This is a genomic window from Thermus kawarayensis JCM 12314 (assembly GCF_055393575.1).
In genome coordinates this window covers 284,650-300,743 of record NZ_AP043756.1, presented here as the reverse complement: position 1 = coordinate 300,743, position 16,094 = coordinate 284,650, and the positions used below count along the sequence as shown (strand labels likewise).

The following is a 16,094-nucleotide window of genomic DNA, read 5'->3' as shown; positions in this document are numbered from 1 at the left end:
CGGTCCCTTCCCGCAAGGTAAACTGGGGACCATGGGCCGCAAGCTCCGCTTCGCCCACCTGCACCAGCACACCCAGTTCTCGCTCCTGGACGGGGCGGCCAAGCTTTCCGACCTCCTTAAGTGGGTCCAGGAGACCACCCCCGAGGACCCGGCCTTGGCCATGACCGACCACGGCAACCTCTTCGGGGCGGTGGAGTTCTACAAGAAGGCCACGGCCATGGGCATCAAGCCCATCCTCGGCTACGAGGCCTACGTGGCGGCGGAGAGCCGTTTTGACCGCAAGCGGGGCAAGGGCCTAGACGGGGGCTATTTCCATCTCACCCTCCTGGCCAAGGACTTTAGGGGCTACCAGAACCTGGTGCGCCTGGCGAGCCGGGCCTACCTGGAGGGCTTTTACGAAAAGCCCCGCATTGACCGGGAGATCCTGCGCGAGCACGCCGAGGGCCTCATCGCCCTCTCCGGCTGCCTGGGGGCGGAGATCCCCCAGTTCATCCTCCAAGACCGCCTGGACCTGGCGGAGGCCCGGCTTGAGGAGTACCTCTCCATCTTCAAGGACCGCTTCTTCATTGAGATCCAGAACCACGGCCTACCCGAGCAAAGGAAGGTCAACGAGGTCCTGAAGGAGTTCGCCAGGAAGTACGGCCTCGGGATGGTGGCCACCAACGACGGCCACTACGTGCGCAAGGAGGACGCCCGGGCCCACGAGGTCCTTTTGGCCATCCAGTCCAAGAGCACCCTGGACGACCCCGAGCGCTGGCGCTTCCCCTGCGACGAGTTCTACGTGAAGACCCCCGAGGAGATGCGGGCCATGCTCCCCGAGGCGGAGTGGGGGGACGAGCCCTTTGACAACACGGTGGAGATCGCCCGCATGTGCAACGTGGACCTCCCCATCGGGGATAAGATGGTCTACCGCATCCCCCGCTTCCCCCTCCCCGAGGGGCGCACGGAGGCCCAGTACCTGCGGGAGCTCACCTTCAGGGGCCTCCTCCGCCGCTACCCCGACCGGATCACCGAGGCCTTCTACCGGGAAATCTTCCGGAGGCTCGGGAAGCTCCCGCCCCACGGGGACGGGGAGGCCTTGGCCTGGGCCTTGGCCCAGGTGGAGGAGGGGGCCTGGGAGGGGCTAAGGGCCCAGCTTCCCCCTTTGGAAGGGGTGGGGGAGTGGACGGCGGAGGCCATCCTCCACCGGGCTCTCTACGAGCTTTCCGTCATTGAGCGCATGGGCTTCCCCGGCTACTTCCTCATCGTGCAGGACTACATCAACTGGGCCCGGAGGAACGGCATCTCCGTGGGGCCCGGGCGGGGGAGCGCCGCCGGGAGCCTGGTGGCCTACGCCGTGGGCATCACCAACATTGACCCCCTGCGCTTCGGCCTCCTCTTTGAGCGCTTCCTGAACCCCGAGAGGGTCTCCATGCCCGACATCAACACCGACTTCTCCGACCGGGAGCGGGACCGGGTGATCCAGTACGTGCGGGAGCGCTACGGCGAGGAGAAGGTGGCCCAGATCGGCACCCTGGGAAGCCTCGCCTCCAAGGCCGCCCTCAAGGACGTGGCCCGGGTATACGGCATCCCCCACAAGAAGGCGGAGGAGCTGGCCAAGCTCATCCCGGTGCAGTTTGGCAAGCCCAAGCCCCTCCAGGAGGCCGTCCAGGTGGTGCCGGAGCTTAAGGCGGAGATGGAGAAGGACCCCAGGGTGCGGGAGGTCCTGGAGGTGGCCATGCGCCTCGAGGGCCTGAACCGCCACGCCTCCGTCCACGCCGCCGGGGTGGTCATCGCCGCCGGGCCTTTGACCGACCTCGTTCCCCTCATGCGGGACCAGGAGGGCCGGCCCGTGACCCAGTACGACATGGGGGCGGTGGAGGCCCTGGGGCTTTTGAAGATGGACTTCCTGGGCCTCCGCACCCTCACCTTCCTGGACGAGGCCAAGCGCATCGTCAAGGAGTCCCGTGGGGTGGAGCTGGACTACGACACCCTTCCCCTGGACGACTCCAAGACCTTTGAGCTCCTCTCCCGGGGGGAGACCAAGGGGGTCTTCCAGCTGGAGTCCGGGGGGATGACGGCCACGGTGCGGGGGCTCAAACCCAGGCGGGTGGAGGACATCATCGCCTTGGTCTCCCTCTACCGCCCGGGCCCCATGGAGCACATCCCCACCTACATCCGCCGCCACCACGGGCTGGAGCCCGTGAGCTACGGCGAGTTCCCCCACGCGGAGAAGTACCTAAGGCCCATCCTGGACGAGACCTACGGCATCCCCGTCTACCAGGAGCAGATCATGCAGATCGCCTCCCAGGTGGCGGGGTACTCCCTGGGGGAGGCGGACCTTCTGCGCCGGTGCTTGGCGGAAGGGAGCCTGGTCTTGGATGCCGCCACGGGACAGAGGGTCCCCATAGAGGCGGTGAAGCCCGGGATGGAGGTCCTCTCCCTGGGGCCCGATTACCGCTTCTACCGGGTCCCGGTGCTGGCGGTCCTGGAAAGCGGCGTCCGGGAGGTGGTCCGGCTTAAAACCCGAAGCGGCCGCACCCTGGTCCTCACCCCTGACCACCCCCTCCTGACCTTGGAGGGGTGGAAACCGCTCCACGACCTGCCCCTCGGTACCCCCATCGCCGTTCCCGCAGAGCTTCCCACAGGTGGGCACCAAGCCCCGCCCGAGGAACGGATCACCCTTTTGGCCCTGCTCCTAGGGGACGGGAACACGAGGCTTTCCGGTCCGAGGGGGCCAAAGCCCAACGCCTTTTTCTACTCCAAGGATCCCGAACTCCTCGCCGCCTACCGGCGGTGCGCCGAGGCCTTGGGGGCAAGGGTCAAAGCCTACGTCCATCCCGCCACGGGGGTGGTGACCCTGGCCAGCTCGCCCCCGAGCGCCGGGGCCCAGGACCCGGTGAAGCGCCTCGTGGAAGAGGCGGGGATGGTGGCCAAGGCAGAGGAGAAGCGGGTCCCCGAGGAGGTGTTCCGCTACCGGAGAGAGGCCTTAGCCCTTTTCCTTGGGCGTCTTTTCAGCACCGACGGCTCGGTGGAGAAAAAGCGGATCTCCTACAGCTCAGCGAGCCTAGGTCTGGTGCAGGACGTGGCCCATCTCCTCCTTCGGTTAGGAATCGTAGGCCAGGTGCGTTCCAAGGGGCCTAGAGCCCACGAGGTCCTGATCTCGGGGCGGGAAGATATCCTCCGCTTTGCGGAAGTCATCGGCCCCCACCTCCTTGGGGCCAAGCGCGAGCGGATGGCTGCCCTGGAGGCCGAGGCGAAAAGGCGGCTTCCAGGACAGGGTTGGCACCTTCGCCTCGTGCCCTCCTCAGTGGCCTACCGCATCTCCGAGACCAAGAGGAGGAGCAGGATTTCTTGGAGTGAGGCAGGAAGGAGGGTGGGAGTTGCGGGCGGCCACCTTTCCAGCGGTCTCAACCTAAAAACGCCGCGCCGCTACCTTTCCCGTCACCGCTTGCTCCTCCTTGGGAAGGCCTTTGCCGATCCTGGCCTTGTGGCCTTAGCGGAGGGTCAGGTTCTGTGGGACCCCATTGTGGCGGTGGAGCCTTTGGGAAAGGCCCGCACCTTTGACCTTCAGGTGCCCCCCTTCGCCAACTTCGTGGCCGGGGACCTTGTGGTCCACAACTCCATGGGCAAGAAGAAGGTGGAGGAGATGAAGGCCCACCGGGAGCGCTTCGTCCGGGGGGCCAAGGAGCGGGGCGTGCCCGAGGAGGAGGCCAACCGCCTCTTTGACATGCTGGAGGCCTTCGCCAACTATGGCTTCAACAAGTGCCTGCCTGCAAGGGCCAAGGTGGTGGACTGGCGCACCGGGAGGGTGGTGAGCGTGGGAGAGATCGTCCGGGGCGGGGTGGAGGGGGTCTGGGTGGTTTCCCTGGACGAGGCCCGCCTCCGCCTGGCGCCGAGGCCCGTGGTGGCGGCCTTCCCAAGCGGGAGGGCCCGGGTCTACGCCCTCCGCACCGCCACGGGAAGGGTCCTGGAGGCCACGGCCAACCACCCCGTGTACACCCCTCGAGGGTGGCGGCCCCTTGGGGCCTTGGCTCCCGGGGACTACGTGGCCCTACCCCGCCACCTGCCCTACCGGCCTTCGGCCCACCTGGAGGACCACGAGCTGGACCTCCTGGGTTTCGCCCTGGCCGAGGGGAACCTTCGCCATCCCTCCGGCTTCTACCTCTACACCTCCTCGGAGGAGGAGCTCGCCGCCATGGAGGAGGCCCTGAAGCGCTTCCCCAACACCCGCACCCGGGTGGCCTGGCGCCGGGGCGTGGCCCACCTTTACGTGGGGCGCCAGGACCGGGGGGCGGAGTCGGGGGCGGTGGCCTTTCTCAAGCGGATGGGGCTTCTGGGGCTTGGCGCCAGGGAAAAGCGCCTTCCGGAGGAGGTCTACCGCCTGCCGCCCGAGGAGCTGGCCCGCTTCCTGGGACGGCTTTGGACCGGGGACGGGGGGGTGGACCCCAAGGGCAGGCTCATCCACTACGCCACCGCCTCCTCGGACCTGGCCCGGGGCGTGCAGCACCTCCTCCTCCGCCTCGGGCTTCAGTCCCGACTGGTGGAGAAGCGCTTCGCCGGGGGGCGCAAGGGGTATGCGGTCTACCTCCTGGGGGGGCTGGAGGCCGCCCGCCGTTTCGCCGAGGCCATGGGCCCCTACCTGGTGGGGAAAAGGCGGCAGGACCTGGAAGCCCTCCTCGCCTCCTGGGGGGCGGGCCGGAGCACCAAGGACGTCCTACCCCTGGCCTTCCTGGAAGAGGTGAAGGAGGAGGTGGCCCGGGTGGCCCAGGGCCAGGTGGCGGCCTTCCTGAGGAAGGCGGGCCTGGCCGAGGGGCTTCTCCGCCCAGGCAGGGGGAGGCGCGGGCTTTCCCGGGCTACCCTAGAGCGGCTTGCCGCCCTCACGGGAAGCCTGGCCCTCCTGCGCCTGGCCGAGGCCGAGGTCTACTGGGACCGGGTGGAGGCGGTGGAGCCCCTGGGCGAGGAGGAGGTCTTTGACCTCACCGTGGAGGGCACCCACACCTTCGTGGCCGAGGACGTCATCGTCCACAACTCCCACGCCGCGGCCTACAGCCTCCTCTCCTACCAGACGGCCTACGTGAAGGCCCACTACCCCGTGGAGTTCATGGCCGCCCTCCTCTCCGTGGAGCGGCACGACTCCGACAAGGTGGCGGAGTACATCCGGGACGCCCGGGCCATGGGCATAGAGGTCCTCCCCCCCGACATCAACCGCTCGGGCTTTGACTTCAAGGTGGTGGGGGAGGAGATCCTCTTCGGGCTTTCGGCGGTGAAGAACGTGGGGGAGGGGGCGGCCTTGGCCATCCTCGAGGAGCGGGAACGGGGCGGGCCCTTCAAGAGCCTTGGGGACTTCCTGAAGCGCCTGGACGAGAGGGTGGTGAACAAGCGCACCTTGGAGTCCCTCATCAAGGCGGGGGCCATGGACGCTTTCGGGGACCGGGCCCGGCTCCTCGCCTCCCTAGACCCTCTGCTGCGCTGGGCCGCGGGGGTCCGGGAGCGGGAGCGCTCGGGGATGTGGGGGCTTTTCGCCGAGGTGGAGGAGCCGCCCCTCCTGGAGACCCCTCCCCTGGACGAGATCACCCGGCTCCGTTACGAGAAGGAGGCCCTGGGCATCTACGTCTCCGGCCACCCCGTGCTCCGCTACCCGGGCTTGAGGGAGGCGGCGAGCTGCACCCTGGAGGAGCTGGAAGACTTTGTCCGGGGGTTTCCTCCCCGTTCCCGGGTCCTCCTGGCGGGCATGGTGGAGGACGTGGCGCGCAAGCCCACCCGCTCGGGGGGCATGATGGCCCGCTTCACCCTCTCCGACGAGACCGGGGCCCTGGAGGCGGTGGTCTTCGGCCGGGCCTACGAGGGAGTCTCCCCCAAGCTCAAGGAGGACACCCCCCTCCTGGTCCTGGCCGAGGTGGAGCGGGAGGAGGGGGGGCTTCGGGTCATCGCCCAGGCGGTGTGGACCCATGAGGAGGTGTGGGAGGCCGCCAAGGCCCTGGAGGTGGAGGTGGACCACGCCCTCCTGGACGAAAAGGGGGTGGCCCTGCTCAAGGGCCTCCTGGACGAGCACCCCGGGCCCCTGCCCCTCTACGTGCGGGTCCAGGGCCCCTTTGGGGAGGCCCTCTTCGCCCTCCGGGAGGCCCGGGTGGGGGAGGAGGCCCTGAGGGCCCTGGAGGCCGAGGGCTTCCGCGCCTACCTGGTGCCCGACCGGGAGGCTTTCCTGGAAGGGGGGAACGGAGGGGGCAGGGAAGAGGCGGTGCCCTTTTAGGGCCACCCCGGGGGGTGGAAAAAGGGGGGGCCGGGTTTACCCGGCCCCACCCTCTACCGACTCGGAGAAGCTTGCTTTTACCGGGGCCCCATGCTGGCCTGGGCCAGCATGGGTGGGATTAGAAGTCCATGTCCCCGGCGCCTGCGGGGGCGGGGGTGGACTCCTTCTTCTCGGGCTTCTCGGCCACCACCGCCTCGGTGGTGAGGATGAGGGCGCCGATGGAGGAGGCGTTCTGGAGGGCGGAGCGGGTCACCTTGGCGGGGTCCACGATGCCCGCCTCCACCATGTCCACGTACTCTCCGGTGGCGGCGTTGAAGCCCAGGCGGAGGTTCTTGGCCTCGGAGAGGATGCGCTGCACTACTACGGAGCCCTCGTAGCCGGCGTTTTCGGCGATCTGGCGGGCGGGCTCCTCCAGGGCGCGACGCACGATCTTGGCCCCGGTGGCCTCATCCCCTTCCAGCTTGGCGATGAGCTCCTCCACGGCGCTGATGGCCCGGAGGAGGGCCACGCCGCCGCCCGGGACGATGCCCTCCTCCACCGCCGCCCGCGTGGCGTTGAGGGCGTCCTCAAAGCGGTGCTTCTTCTCCTTGAGCTCGGTCTCGGTGGCGGCGCCCACCCGGATCACGGCCACGCCGCCCGCCAGCTTGGCCAGGCGCTCCTGGAGCTTCTCCTTGGCGTACTCGCTGTCGGTGGTCTCCAGCTCCTTCTTGATGCCGTTGATCCGGGCCTCAATGTCCTCCTTCTTGCCCTTGCCGCCCACGATGGTGGTCTCGTCCTTGGTGATGCGCACCCGCTCGGCCCGGCCCAGCATGGAGAGGGTGGCGTTCTCCAGCTTGAAGCCGAGCTCCTCGGAGATCACGGTGCCGCCGGTGACGGCCGCGATGTCCTTGAGCATCTCCTTGCGGCGGTCACCGAAGCCGGGGGCCTTCACCGCGGCCACGTTCAGGGTGCCCCGGAGCTTGTTCACCACCAGGGTGGCGAGGGCCTCGCCCTCCACGTCCTCGGCGATGAGGAGAAGGGGCTTGCCGGTTTGGGCCACCTGCTCCAGGATGGGGAGGAGTTCGCGCACGTTGGAGACCTTCTTCTCCACGATGAGGATGAAGGCGTCCTCCAGGACCGCCTCCATGGCCTCGGGGTTGGTGACGAAGTAGGGGGAGATGTACCCCTTGTCAAACTGGTACCCCTCCACGAACTTCAGCTCGGTCTCCAGGCTCTTGGACTCCTCAACGGTGATGATCCCCTCCTTCCCCACCTTCTCCATGGCGTCGGCGATGAGCTTGCCCACGTCGGGGTCGTTGGCGGAGATGGTGGCCACCTCCTCAATGGCCTTGCGGTCCTCCACGGGGATGGCCAGGGCCTTGATCTTCTCCACCGCGGCCTCCACCGCCTTCTCAATGCCCCGCTTGAGGGCGAGGGGGTTGGCCCCGGCGGCCACGTTCTTCAGACCCTCCCGCACGATGGCCTGGGCCAAAACGGTGGCGGTGGTGGTGCCGTCGCCGGCCACGTCGTTGGTCTTGGAGGCCACCTCCTTGAGGAGCTGGGCCCCGATGTTCTCCAGGTGGTTCTCCAGCTCAATCTCCTTGGCCACCGTCACCCCGTCCTTGGTGATGGTGGGGGAGCCGAACTTCTTCTCCAGGACCACGTTCCGGCCCCGGGGGCCAAGGGTCACCTTCACCGCGTCGGCCACCGCGTTCACGCCGCGCTCCAGCGCCCGGCGAGCCGTCTCGTCAAACACCAGGATCTTCGCCATGGTTCACCTCCTTACTGCAGGACCGCCAAAAGGTCGCGCTCGGAGAGGATCACGTACTCCTCGCCGTCAATCTCAATCTCGGTGCCGCCGTACTTGGCGAAGACCACGATGTCCCCCTCCTTGACCTCGAGGGGCACCTTCTGGCCGTTCTCCAAGATGCGGCCCGTGCCCACCGCGATCACCTTGCCCTTCTGGGGCTTCTCCTTGGCGGTGTCCGGCAGGACGATGCCGCCCTTGGTCTTGGGCTCCTCCTCAATCCGCTTCACCACGACCCGGTCGCCTAGGGGCTTGATCACCGTCTTCACCTCCGCAGCCATATCCACTCCCTCCTTTGACGCTCAAAGGGTGAGAGTGTCAACCAAGGGTCATTATTCTGCCCGGGCAGGCCTTTGTCAAGGGGGTTGAGGGGACCCTTATAAGGACCGCTGGCGCAGGGCCTCGTAGAGGAGGAGGGCGGCGGTGACGGAGACGTTGAGGCTGTCCGCCCGGCCCCGCATGGGGACGCGTACCCGGGCGTGGGCCCGGGCCAGCCACCCTGGGGGCAGGCCCTGGTCCTCCGCCCCCAGGAGGAAGGCCACCCCCTTTCGGTAGTCCTCCTCCCAGTAGACCCTCTCCCCTCGGGGGGTGGCGGCCACCAGGAAGAGGCCCTTCTCCTCTAGGAAACGGGCCGCCTCCTCCTGGGGGACCGGGAGGACGGGGAGGGAGAAGACCACCCCCGTGGAGTTGCGGATGACCTGGGGGCTGAAGAGGTCCACCCCCTCGGCCACCAGGACGAGGTCCGCCCCGGCCCCGTCGGCGCTCCGCACGATGGCCCCCAGGTTCCCCGGCTTTTCCACCCCCAGGAGGACCAGGACCAGGGGATGGGGGGGGAGGTGCACCCGGGAGAGGTCTTTACGGGGAAGGCGGAAGACCCCGAGGACCTGGGCCGGGTTTTCCCGGCTGGATACCCGCTCCAAGGCGGCCTCCCCCAGGCGCACCACCTCGGCCTTCCCCGAAAGGGGCGCCTCCAGGTCCGCCCTGGGCCCAAGGAGGAGGGCCACGGGCTCCAGCCCGGCTTCCAGGGCCCTTTCCACCTCCCGCCTTCCCTCCACCAGGAAAAGCCCCGTCTTTTCCCGCTCCTTGCGCTCCTTCAGGGCCGCCCAGGCCTTCACCCGGGGGTTCTTGGGGCTCAGGATCTCCATGCGCCCTCCGCCAGGACCACCCGGTGGCGGGCCACCCGGGGGCCCTGGAGATGGAGCTCCAGGGTTTCCACCTGGGGGAACTCCTCCAAAAGCCGGGAAACCCGGAGGACGAGCTCCTTGTAGGCCTCGAGGTGGGCGCGGCCCTCCAAGGGCCTTAGGAGCTCCCGGGCGTCCCCTTCCGTCAGGGGGGTGAGGCGGAGGCCCAGGGTCTGGTCCCCCAAGGGGGTGGGGAGGAGGAGGGTGAGGACGGGGCCGAAGAGGGGGTGGGGGGCGGCGTGGAGCTTGAGGTGGAGGCCCTCCCCTTCCCCCAGGGGCAGGCCGAAGGCCTGTAGGAGGGCCTCGGCCTCCTCGGGCCTCAGGGCCCTTTTCCCTTCCAATAGCCTCCGGGCCTCCTCCAGCCTGAGGTCTTGGAAGTCGGGGAAGAGGAGGGGTTCTTCCCGGAAGCGCCGGTAGGCCCAGGCCCGGGCGAGGGCGATGGCCGCCGATTCGGGGAAGCGGTAGAGGACCGCCTGGCCCAGAAGCCTGGCCCGGGGCCCGTCCTGGCCCATGAAGCAGGCCAGGAGGAGCTTTTCCGTCCTGGCCTCCTGGACCAGGCGCGCCACCGCCTCCTCCCGGGCAAAGCCCATGGGCACGTAAAGGAGAAAGACGCTCCCCGCCTCCCCCCTTAGGGCCTCCTCCAGGGCCTTCTTGAAGTCCTCTTCCCGGGCCTCCGAGCCCAGGTCCACGTGCTCCACCTCCAGGCCCCCTTCCCTCAGGGCCTCCATGGCCAGGTTGGAGGGGCCGGAGGCGTTGGAGACGAGGCGCACCCGCCCGTTCTCCGGGAGGCGCCCCAGGGCGAGGAGGGCCGCCACGTCAAAGGCCTCCTCCAGGCCGTTGGCCCGCACCACCCCCGCCTGGGCGAAGAGGGTGCGCACCAGGGGATCGCGGGAGGGATGGACGGCCAGGATGGGCTTTTTCTTCCCGATCCTGCGGGCCAGGCGGGAGAAGCGCCTGGGGTTGCCGAAGCGTTCCAGGTAGAGGAGGATGACCCCGGTGCGCTCGTCCTCCTCCCAGAACTGCAGGAGGTCGTTAGAGGAGATGTCCGCCTTGGCCCCCAAGGAGGCGAAGCTGGAGACCCCCAGGCCCATGCCCTCGGCGTAGGCCATGACCGCCCGGCCCAGGGTGCCGGACTGGCTGGAGATGGCCAGGGGGCCCTCCTTGGGCAAAGGGGCTAGGCCCGCCGCCAGGCGCACCCCGGGGTGGGTGTGGACGAGGCCCAGGGAGCCCGGGCCCAAAAGGCGCATCCCCAGGCGCCTTGCCTTGTCGGCCAGCTCCTGGGCCTCCTTGGGGGTGAAGCCCGTGGTGAGGACGATGGCCCCCCGCACCCCCCGTCTGCCGCAGGCCTCGAGGGCCCCAAAGACCCGCTCCTTGGGCACGGCGATCACCGCCAGGTCCACCGGCCCCGGGAGGCTTTCCACGCTGGGGTAGGCGAGGAGGGGCCCCACCGTGCCGCCCTCCTTCCCGATGGCCTCGTTCACCGGGAAGACCGGCCCCTGGAAGCGGCCGAAGATCAGGTTTTCCAGGACGCGGTAGCCGATGCTCTCCGGGTCGCGGCTCGCCCCCACCACCGCCACCCCCCGGGGGAAGAAGAAGGGGTGAAGGCTGGCGATGGTGGAGACCTTCTCCCGCCACTCAAAGCGCCTGGCCGCCTCCTCCTCCATGAGGATCTCAAAGACCACCTCCACCTCCCCCCCCTCCCGGTGGGCCCGCACCCGGAAGCCGCTTTCCTGGAAGACGCTGAGCATCTGCTTGTTCTCCGCCAGGACGAAGGCCTGGAAGCGGCGCACCCCCCGCTTGGCGGCGATGAGGGCGAGCCTCTCCAGAAGGAGGGTGCCGAGGCCCTTCCCCTGGTAGGCGTCCTCCACCAGGAAGGCCACCTCGGCGGTGTCCTCCCCCTTGACCCGGACGTACTCCCCCGTGGCCACCATCCTCAGGGGTTCCCCGGCCAGGACCACGAGGGTGACCTTCTCCTCCTCGGGCTTGGCCGAGAGGAGGAGCTGTGCGGCCTTTTCCGGGGAGATGGGGGAGAAGAAGCGCATGCGCAAGGACTCGGGGGAAAGCCGCCTCAGGAACTCCACGAAGAGGGGGAGGTCCTTTTTCGTGGCCCTGCGGAGGAGGGCGGTGCGCCCGTCCTTGAGGAGGACGGGGCCCTCCTCGAGGCCGTGCTGGGGGGTGGGGGGCGGGACATAGCCCATGCCCCTATTTTCCCCTAAAGGGCTCGTGCCCCCGCACCACGAGGAGCCGGATCCCGTGGGCGGAAAGAAGTTCCCGGTAGCGGAGGGCCCTTTCCAGGGCGGGGGGCTTGCCGTGGACGGGCCTTCCCCTCTCCCCGGGGAAGAGGAAGTAGCCCTCGGGGAGGAGGACCAAAAGCCCCTCCCGGGCGCGGCGCGCCCCCCTAAGCGCCGCCTTTAGGAAGGCCTCCTCCGCCTTCTGGGTGAGGAGGACGTAGGTGCTCCCCCAGGGGGCCGGGGGCGGGAGGAGGGGCGCGGGGCTTGGGGCGAGGCGGGCGAGAAGCTCTAGAGCCCGCCTCAGGTGGGCCTTCCCCCGGCCCAGGGGCAGGACCACCCCGGCGGAAAGCCCGTACCGCTCCCCCCTCCTTTCCGCCTCCAGGAGGAGCCTGAGGGCGAGGCTTGCCGCGTGGTCCAGGTAGCTCGGGTGGAGGCTTTGCGCGTCCAGGTGGAGGAAGAGGCCGCCTTCCAGCCTCCTCTCCACCTCCCGCACCACGGGGCGCCCCAGGCGGAGGCTCGCCCTGCGGGCGAGGAGCCTCAAGGGGTCCCCGGGGCGGTAGAGGCGGAGGCCCACCGCCTCCAAGGGGTCGGGAAGCCCCCGTGGGGCCCGCCTTCCCTCCAGGAAGAAGGCGGGGGCGGGGAGGAGGGGGGAAGGGGCCTTAGGGCGGGGTAGACCAGGGCCTCCCCCAGGGGAAGGGCGAGCCTTCTCTCCCCCAGGCCGAGGACCCCCCGCGCCCGGAGGTGGAGGGTGGGCAAGGCGTGCGCCCCCCGGCGGCGGTAGCGGTAGGGGAGGGAAAGGCGAAGCCTCGCCCTCCCCCAGGCGAGGGCCAGGACCTCCCTTGGGCCGAGGCCCAGGGCCGCCGAGCCCCCCACCTCCGCCCGGAGGAGGACGGGGAGGGGGGCCTGGACCTCCACCTCCACCCACCCCTCCCCCGCCTTGCCGGGAAAGCCGGGAAGGAACCCCAAAGCTTGAGCCCGCGCCCGGAGCCAGCGGGGGGCCAAGGCCAGGGCGAGGAGAAGGAGGAGGGCGAAAGCCGCCATCTACCCCGCCTCCACCGGGGCCGGCACCGCCTCCAGGGCCTCCTCCACCAGGCCCTCGGGGGTGAGGCCGGAAAGCTCGGCCTCGATGGCGAGCAAAAGCCTGTGGGGAATGGCGGCCCGGAAGGCGGCCTTCAGGTCCTCAGGTAAGGCGAAGTCCCGCCCCTCCAGGAGGGCCAGGGCCTGGACCAGGCGCTCCACCTGGAGAAGCGCCCGGGGCGAGGGGCCAAGCCGCACCCCCTCCCGCCCCCGGAGGAAGCGGGCGAGGGCGAGGAGGTAGTCGGTGAGCTCCTCCTCCACCCGCACCCGCCGCGCCTCCCGCCTCAGGGCCAGGACCTCCTCGGCGTCCGTGACCGGGGCCAGGCCCTCCAGGGGGTCTTGGCCCCTCAGGGCCTCTAGGAGGGCCTTCTCGTCGGGGTAGCCCAGGGCGAGCCGCGCGGCGAAGCGGTCCCGTTGGGCCACGGGGAGGGGAAAGGTGCCCTCCTCCTCCACGGGGTTTTGCGTGGCCAGGACGAAGAAGGGCTCGGGGAGGGGATGGGTCTTCCCCTCCAGGGTCACCTGTCCCTCCCCCATGGCCTCCAAAAGGGCCGACTGGGTGCGGGGGGTGGCCCGGTTCAGCTCGTCCACCAGGAGGACCTGGGCGAAAATGGGCCCCCGCTCCCAGACCAGGCTCCCCTCCCGGTAGAGGTAGACCCCGGTGAGGTCCTGGGGGAGGAGGTCCGGGGTCATCTGGATCCGGCCGAAGGAGAGGCCCAGGACCCGGGCCAGGGCCTTGGCGAAGGTGGTCTTCCCCGTGCCCGGCACGTCCTCCAGGAGGAGGTGCCCCCCGGAGAGGAGGGCGGCGAGGGCGAGCCTTAAGGTCTCCTCCCGGAGGAGGACCCGGCCCCTTAGGGTGCTTTGGACCCTTTCGTAGAGCATAGCTCCAGGATACGCAGGGCGAGGGCCTCCGCCTCCTCCGCTTCCTCCCTCTCGGCCCTCCCCCCGTAGCGCACGGGGAGGTAGAGGGCGGTGAGGCGGGCCAGGGGGGGATGGGCCTCGGGGAAGGCCGCCCCCACCCGCTTCCCGTACTCCACGGGGCCTTCGGCAAGGCGCCTAGGGAGCCCGGCCCCCTTTAGGGCCTCGAGGGCCTCTCGGTAAGCCCGGCGCACCCGGCTTGCGGGGAGGGGCCTCTGGAAAGCCCTGGGGAAGGGGAAGGCCGCCCCCTCGCCTTTCCCGCCCTCGCCTCCCCGCCCCCGCCAGGCCCAGGCCAAGAGGGCGAGGAGGAGGGCCAGGGTGAAGAGGGCGGAAAGCCCGGCCAGGGCCATCCCCACCTCCCCCAGGGCCCTGGGCCCGGGCACCCTCTCCGCGGGGCCCTGGGAAGGGGGGGAAGGCGGGGGAAGGCCTACCCCCCCCTGGCCTCCGGCCCCTTCCCCGCCCCCCAGGCTTCCCAGGAGGAAGAAGAGGCCGAGGAGAAGGGGTAGGGCGAGGAGGAGGGGGAGGAGGTGGAGGCCGCGGAAGAGGGGGAGGCCCCTTCTCTGGCCCAGGAGGAGAAGGCCCAGGGCCAGGAGGAGGACCAGGGCGAGGGGGAGGGCGTAGGCCAGGAGGCGGTCCACCACCCCTACCCAAAGGGGAAAGCCCTCCTCCGGGGGCAGGTAGGCCACGCTCCCCCCGGGCCCCCCGGCCTCCCCGGGGCTTGCCCGGAAGGTGGGGGCGGGGGCGGAAAGGGAAAGCGCCGGAAGGCCCGGCAGGGAAAGGTGGCCGAGCCCAAACCCCAAGGCGGCGAGGAGAAGGGGAAGAAGGGGCCCGAGCGCCACCCCCTCCGCCCGGGCCAGGAGGTGGAACCCGTGGAGAAGGCCCCAGAGGCCGAGGCCCCAAGGCCCCAGGTAGAGGGCGAGGGGGAGGAGCCAAAGGGCGGCCCAGAGGCCCTTCTCCCGGCTCAGGTAGAGGCCGAAGAGGAGAAGGGCCAAGGAGGTCTTGGCCCAAAGGAGGGGCCACCCCGCCTGGGGGGCGTGGAAGAAGCCAGGAAGGAAGGCGAGCCACAGGAAGCCCTCCGGGTAAAACCTCCGCCCGAGGAGGAGCAGGGGAGGGCCGAGAAGGGCGGGAAGTCCGGTGCCCAGGGCCAGGAGGAGAAGGGTCCAGCCCACGAGAAAGCCCACCAAAGAGTGCCTCATACCCTTTTCGGCCCACCAACCCCGGTGAGCCCCAAAGGAGCCTCTTGCCGGGGCCCCATCCTAGCTTGCGCCAGGATGGGGTGGGATCAGAGGGTGCCCTCCCTTCCGCCCGAGCGCCCGGAGGGGCGTGGGCTAGGACCTAGTTTCCTCCGGTAAAGGAGGCTGCGCAAGGGTGTAAACTGCACTCATGCTCCGGCTGGACACCCGCTTCCTCCAGGGCTTCCCCGAGGCCCTGCGCCAGCACGCCCCCCTTTTGGAAGAGGCCCGGGAGCGCCTCCTCGCCAAGCGCAAGGCTCCCGGGGCCATGCTCGGCTGGATGGACCTCCCCGAGGACACGGAGACCCTAAGGGAGGTCCGCCGCTACCGCGAGGCGAGCCCTTGGGTGGAGGACTTCGTCCTTATCGGTATAGGGGGAAGCGCCCTGGGGCCTAAGGCTCTGGAGGCCGCCTTCCGCGAGAGCGGGGTGCGCTTCCACTACGTAGACCACGTGGAGCCCGAGCCCGTCCTCAGGCTCCTCCGCACCTTGGACCCCGGGAAGACCCTGGTGAACGCCGTCTCCAAGTCGGGGTCCACGGCGGAGACCCTGGCGGGCCTCGCCGTCTTCCTGGATTGGCTTAAAGCGCACCTGGGGGAGGCCTGGCGCCGGCACCTGGTGGTGACCACCGACCCCAAGGAGGGCCCCTTGCGGGCCTTCGCCGAGCGGGAGGGGCTTAAGGCCTTCGCCATTCCCCCCGAGGTGGGTGGGCGCTTCTCGGTCTTTTCCCCGGTGGGGCTTCTCCCCTTGGCCTTCGCCGGGGCTGACCTGGACGCCCTCCTCATGGGGGCCCGCAAGGCCAACGAGACCGCCCTTGCCCCCCTGGAGGAAAGCCTCCCCCTGAAGACCGCCCTCCTCCTCCACCTCCACCGCCACCTCCCCGTCCACGTCTTCATGGTCTACTCGGAGCGGCTTAAGTACCTTCCCGCCTGGTTCGTCCAGCTCCACGACGAGTCCCTGGGCAAGGTGGACCGGGAGGGCCAAAGGGTGGGCACCACCGCCCTCCCCGCCCTGGGGCCCCAGGACCAGCACGCCCAGGTGCAGCTCTTCCGGGAAGGCCCCCTGGACAAGCTCATCGCCCTGGTGGTGCCGGAAAGCCCCACGGAAGACCTCCCCTTGCCCCGGGTGGAGGGCCTGGAGGAGGCCTCCTACCTCTTCGGCAAGACCCTTTTCCAGCTCCTAAAGGCCGAGGCCGAGGCCACCTACCGGGCCTTGGCCGAGGGGGGCCAGAGGGTCTACGCCCTCTACCTCTCCGAGGTCTCCCCCTACCCCGTGGGCTGGCTTCTCCAGCACCTCATGTGGCAGACCGCCTTCCTGGGGGAGCTTTGGGGGGTGAACGCCTTTGACCAGCCCGGGGTGGAGCTGGGCAAGCGCCTCACCTTCGCCCTCCTCGGCCGCCCCGGGTACGGGGAGGGCTAATGGAAGCGTGGAAATCCCTTATG

The 16,094-nt window shown here is 69.7% G+C and carries 10 protein-coding genes; 2 read left to right on the top strand and 8 right to left on the bottom strand.

The features are described from left to right. Positions 1 to 31 precede the first annotated feature (31 nt). On the top strand, positions 32 to 6,232 hold the full coding sequence (dnaE, locus tag ACZ5RK_RS01980; protein ID WP_464909467.1) for a DNA polymerase III subunit alpha: 6,201 nt from the start codon (positions 32 to 34) through the stop codon (positions 6,230 to 6,232). A gap of 118 nt (positions 6,233 to 6,350) precedes the next feature. Here dnaE and groL read toward each other — a convergent pair whose 3' ends face one another. From groL to ACZ5RK_RS01940, 8 genes are all read right to left on the bottom strand, one after another. Continuing rightward, the gene (gene groL, locus ACZ5RK_RS01975) at positions 6,351 to 7,982 is read right to left on the bottom strand and encodes a chaperonin GroEL (RefSeq protein WP_464909466.1); all 1,632 of its coding nucleotides are present in this window, start codon (positions 7,980 to 7,982) and stop codon (positions 6,351 to 6,353) included. 11 nt (positions 7,983 to 7,993) lie between these two features. Further along, positions 7,994 to 8,299 carry a co-chaperone GroES gene (groES, locus tag ACZ5RK_RS01970; protein ID WP_054647140.1) on the bottom strand — a complete coding sequence of 102 codons (306 nt, stop codon included), beginning with the start codon at positions 8,297 to 8,299 and terminating at the stop codon, positions 7,994 to 7,996. 96 nt (positions 8,300 to 8,395) lie between these two features. Next, positions 8,396 to 9,163, bottom strand: coding sequence for a TrmH family RNA methyltransferase (locus ACZ5RK_RS01965; RefSeq protein WP_464909465.1), 768 nt, complete (start codon positions 9,161 to 9,163; stop codon positions 8,396 to 8,398). Then, positions 9,151 to 11,397, bottom strand: coding sequence for a GNAT family N-acetyltransferase (locus tag ACZ5RK_RS01960; protein WP_464909464.1), 2,247 nt, complete (start codon positions 11,395 to 11,397; stop codon positions 9,151 to 9,153). The genes ACZ5RK_RS01965 and ACZ5RK_RS01960 overlap by 13 nt, the downstream gene beginning before the upstream one ends. A gap of 4 nt (positions 11,398 to 11,401) precedes the next feature. Then, the gene (locus ACZ5RK_RS01955) at positions 11,402 to 12,004 is read right to left on the bottom strand and encodes a DUF58 domain-containing protein (protein WP_464909463.1); all 603 of its coding nucleotides are present in this window, start codon (positions 12,002 to 12,004) and stop codon (positions 11,402 to 11,404) included. Then, complete coding sequence (locus ACZ5RK_RS01950) at positions 11,968 to 12,471, bottom strand: hypothetical protein (protein ID WP_464909462.1); 504 nt, start codon at positions 12,469 to 12,471, stop codon at positions 11,968 to 11,970. Before ACZ5RK_RS01950 ends, ACZ5RK_RS01955 begins: the two co-directional genes overlap by 37 nt. Further along, complete coding sequence (locus tag ACZ5RK_RS01945) at positions 12,472 to 13,386, bottom strand: AAA family ATPase (RefSeq protein WP_464909461.1); 915 nt, start codon at positions 13,384 to 13,386, stop codon at positions 12,472 to 12,474. Next, on the bottom strand, positions 13,356 to 14,618 hold the full coding sequence (locus ACZ5RK_RS01940) for a DUF4129 domain-containing protein (RefSeq protein WP_464909460.1): 1,263 nt from the start codon (positions 14,616 to 14,618) through the stop codon (positions 13,356 to 13,358). Before ACZ5RK_RS01940 ends, ACZ5RK_RS01945 begins: the two co-directional genes overlap by 31 nt. A 187-nt stretch (positions 14,619 to 14,805) precedes the next feature. Between ACZ5RK_RS01940 and pgi the strand changes: the two genes are divergently transcribed. After that, positions 14,806 to 16,071 (top strand): glucose-6-phosphate isomerase, encoded by a 1,266-nt coding sequence (gene pgi, locus ACZ5RK_RS01935; protein ID WP_464909459.1) that lies wholly within the window; start codon positions 14,806 to 14,808, stop codon positions 16,069 to 16,071. Positions 16,072 to 16,094 lie beyond the last annotated feature (23 nt).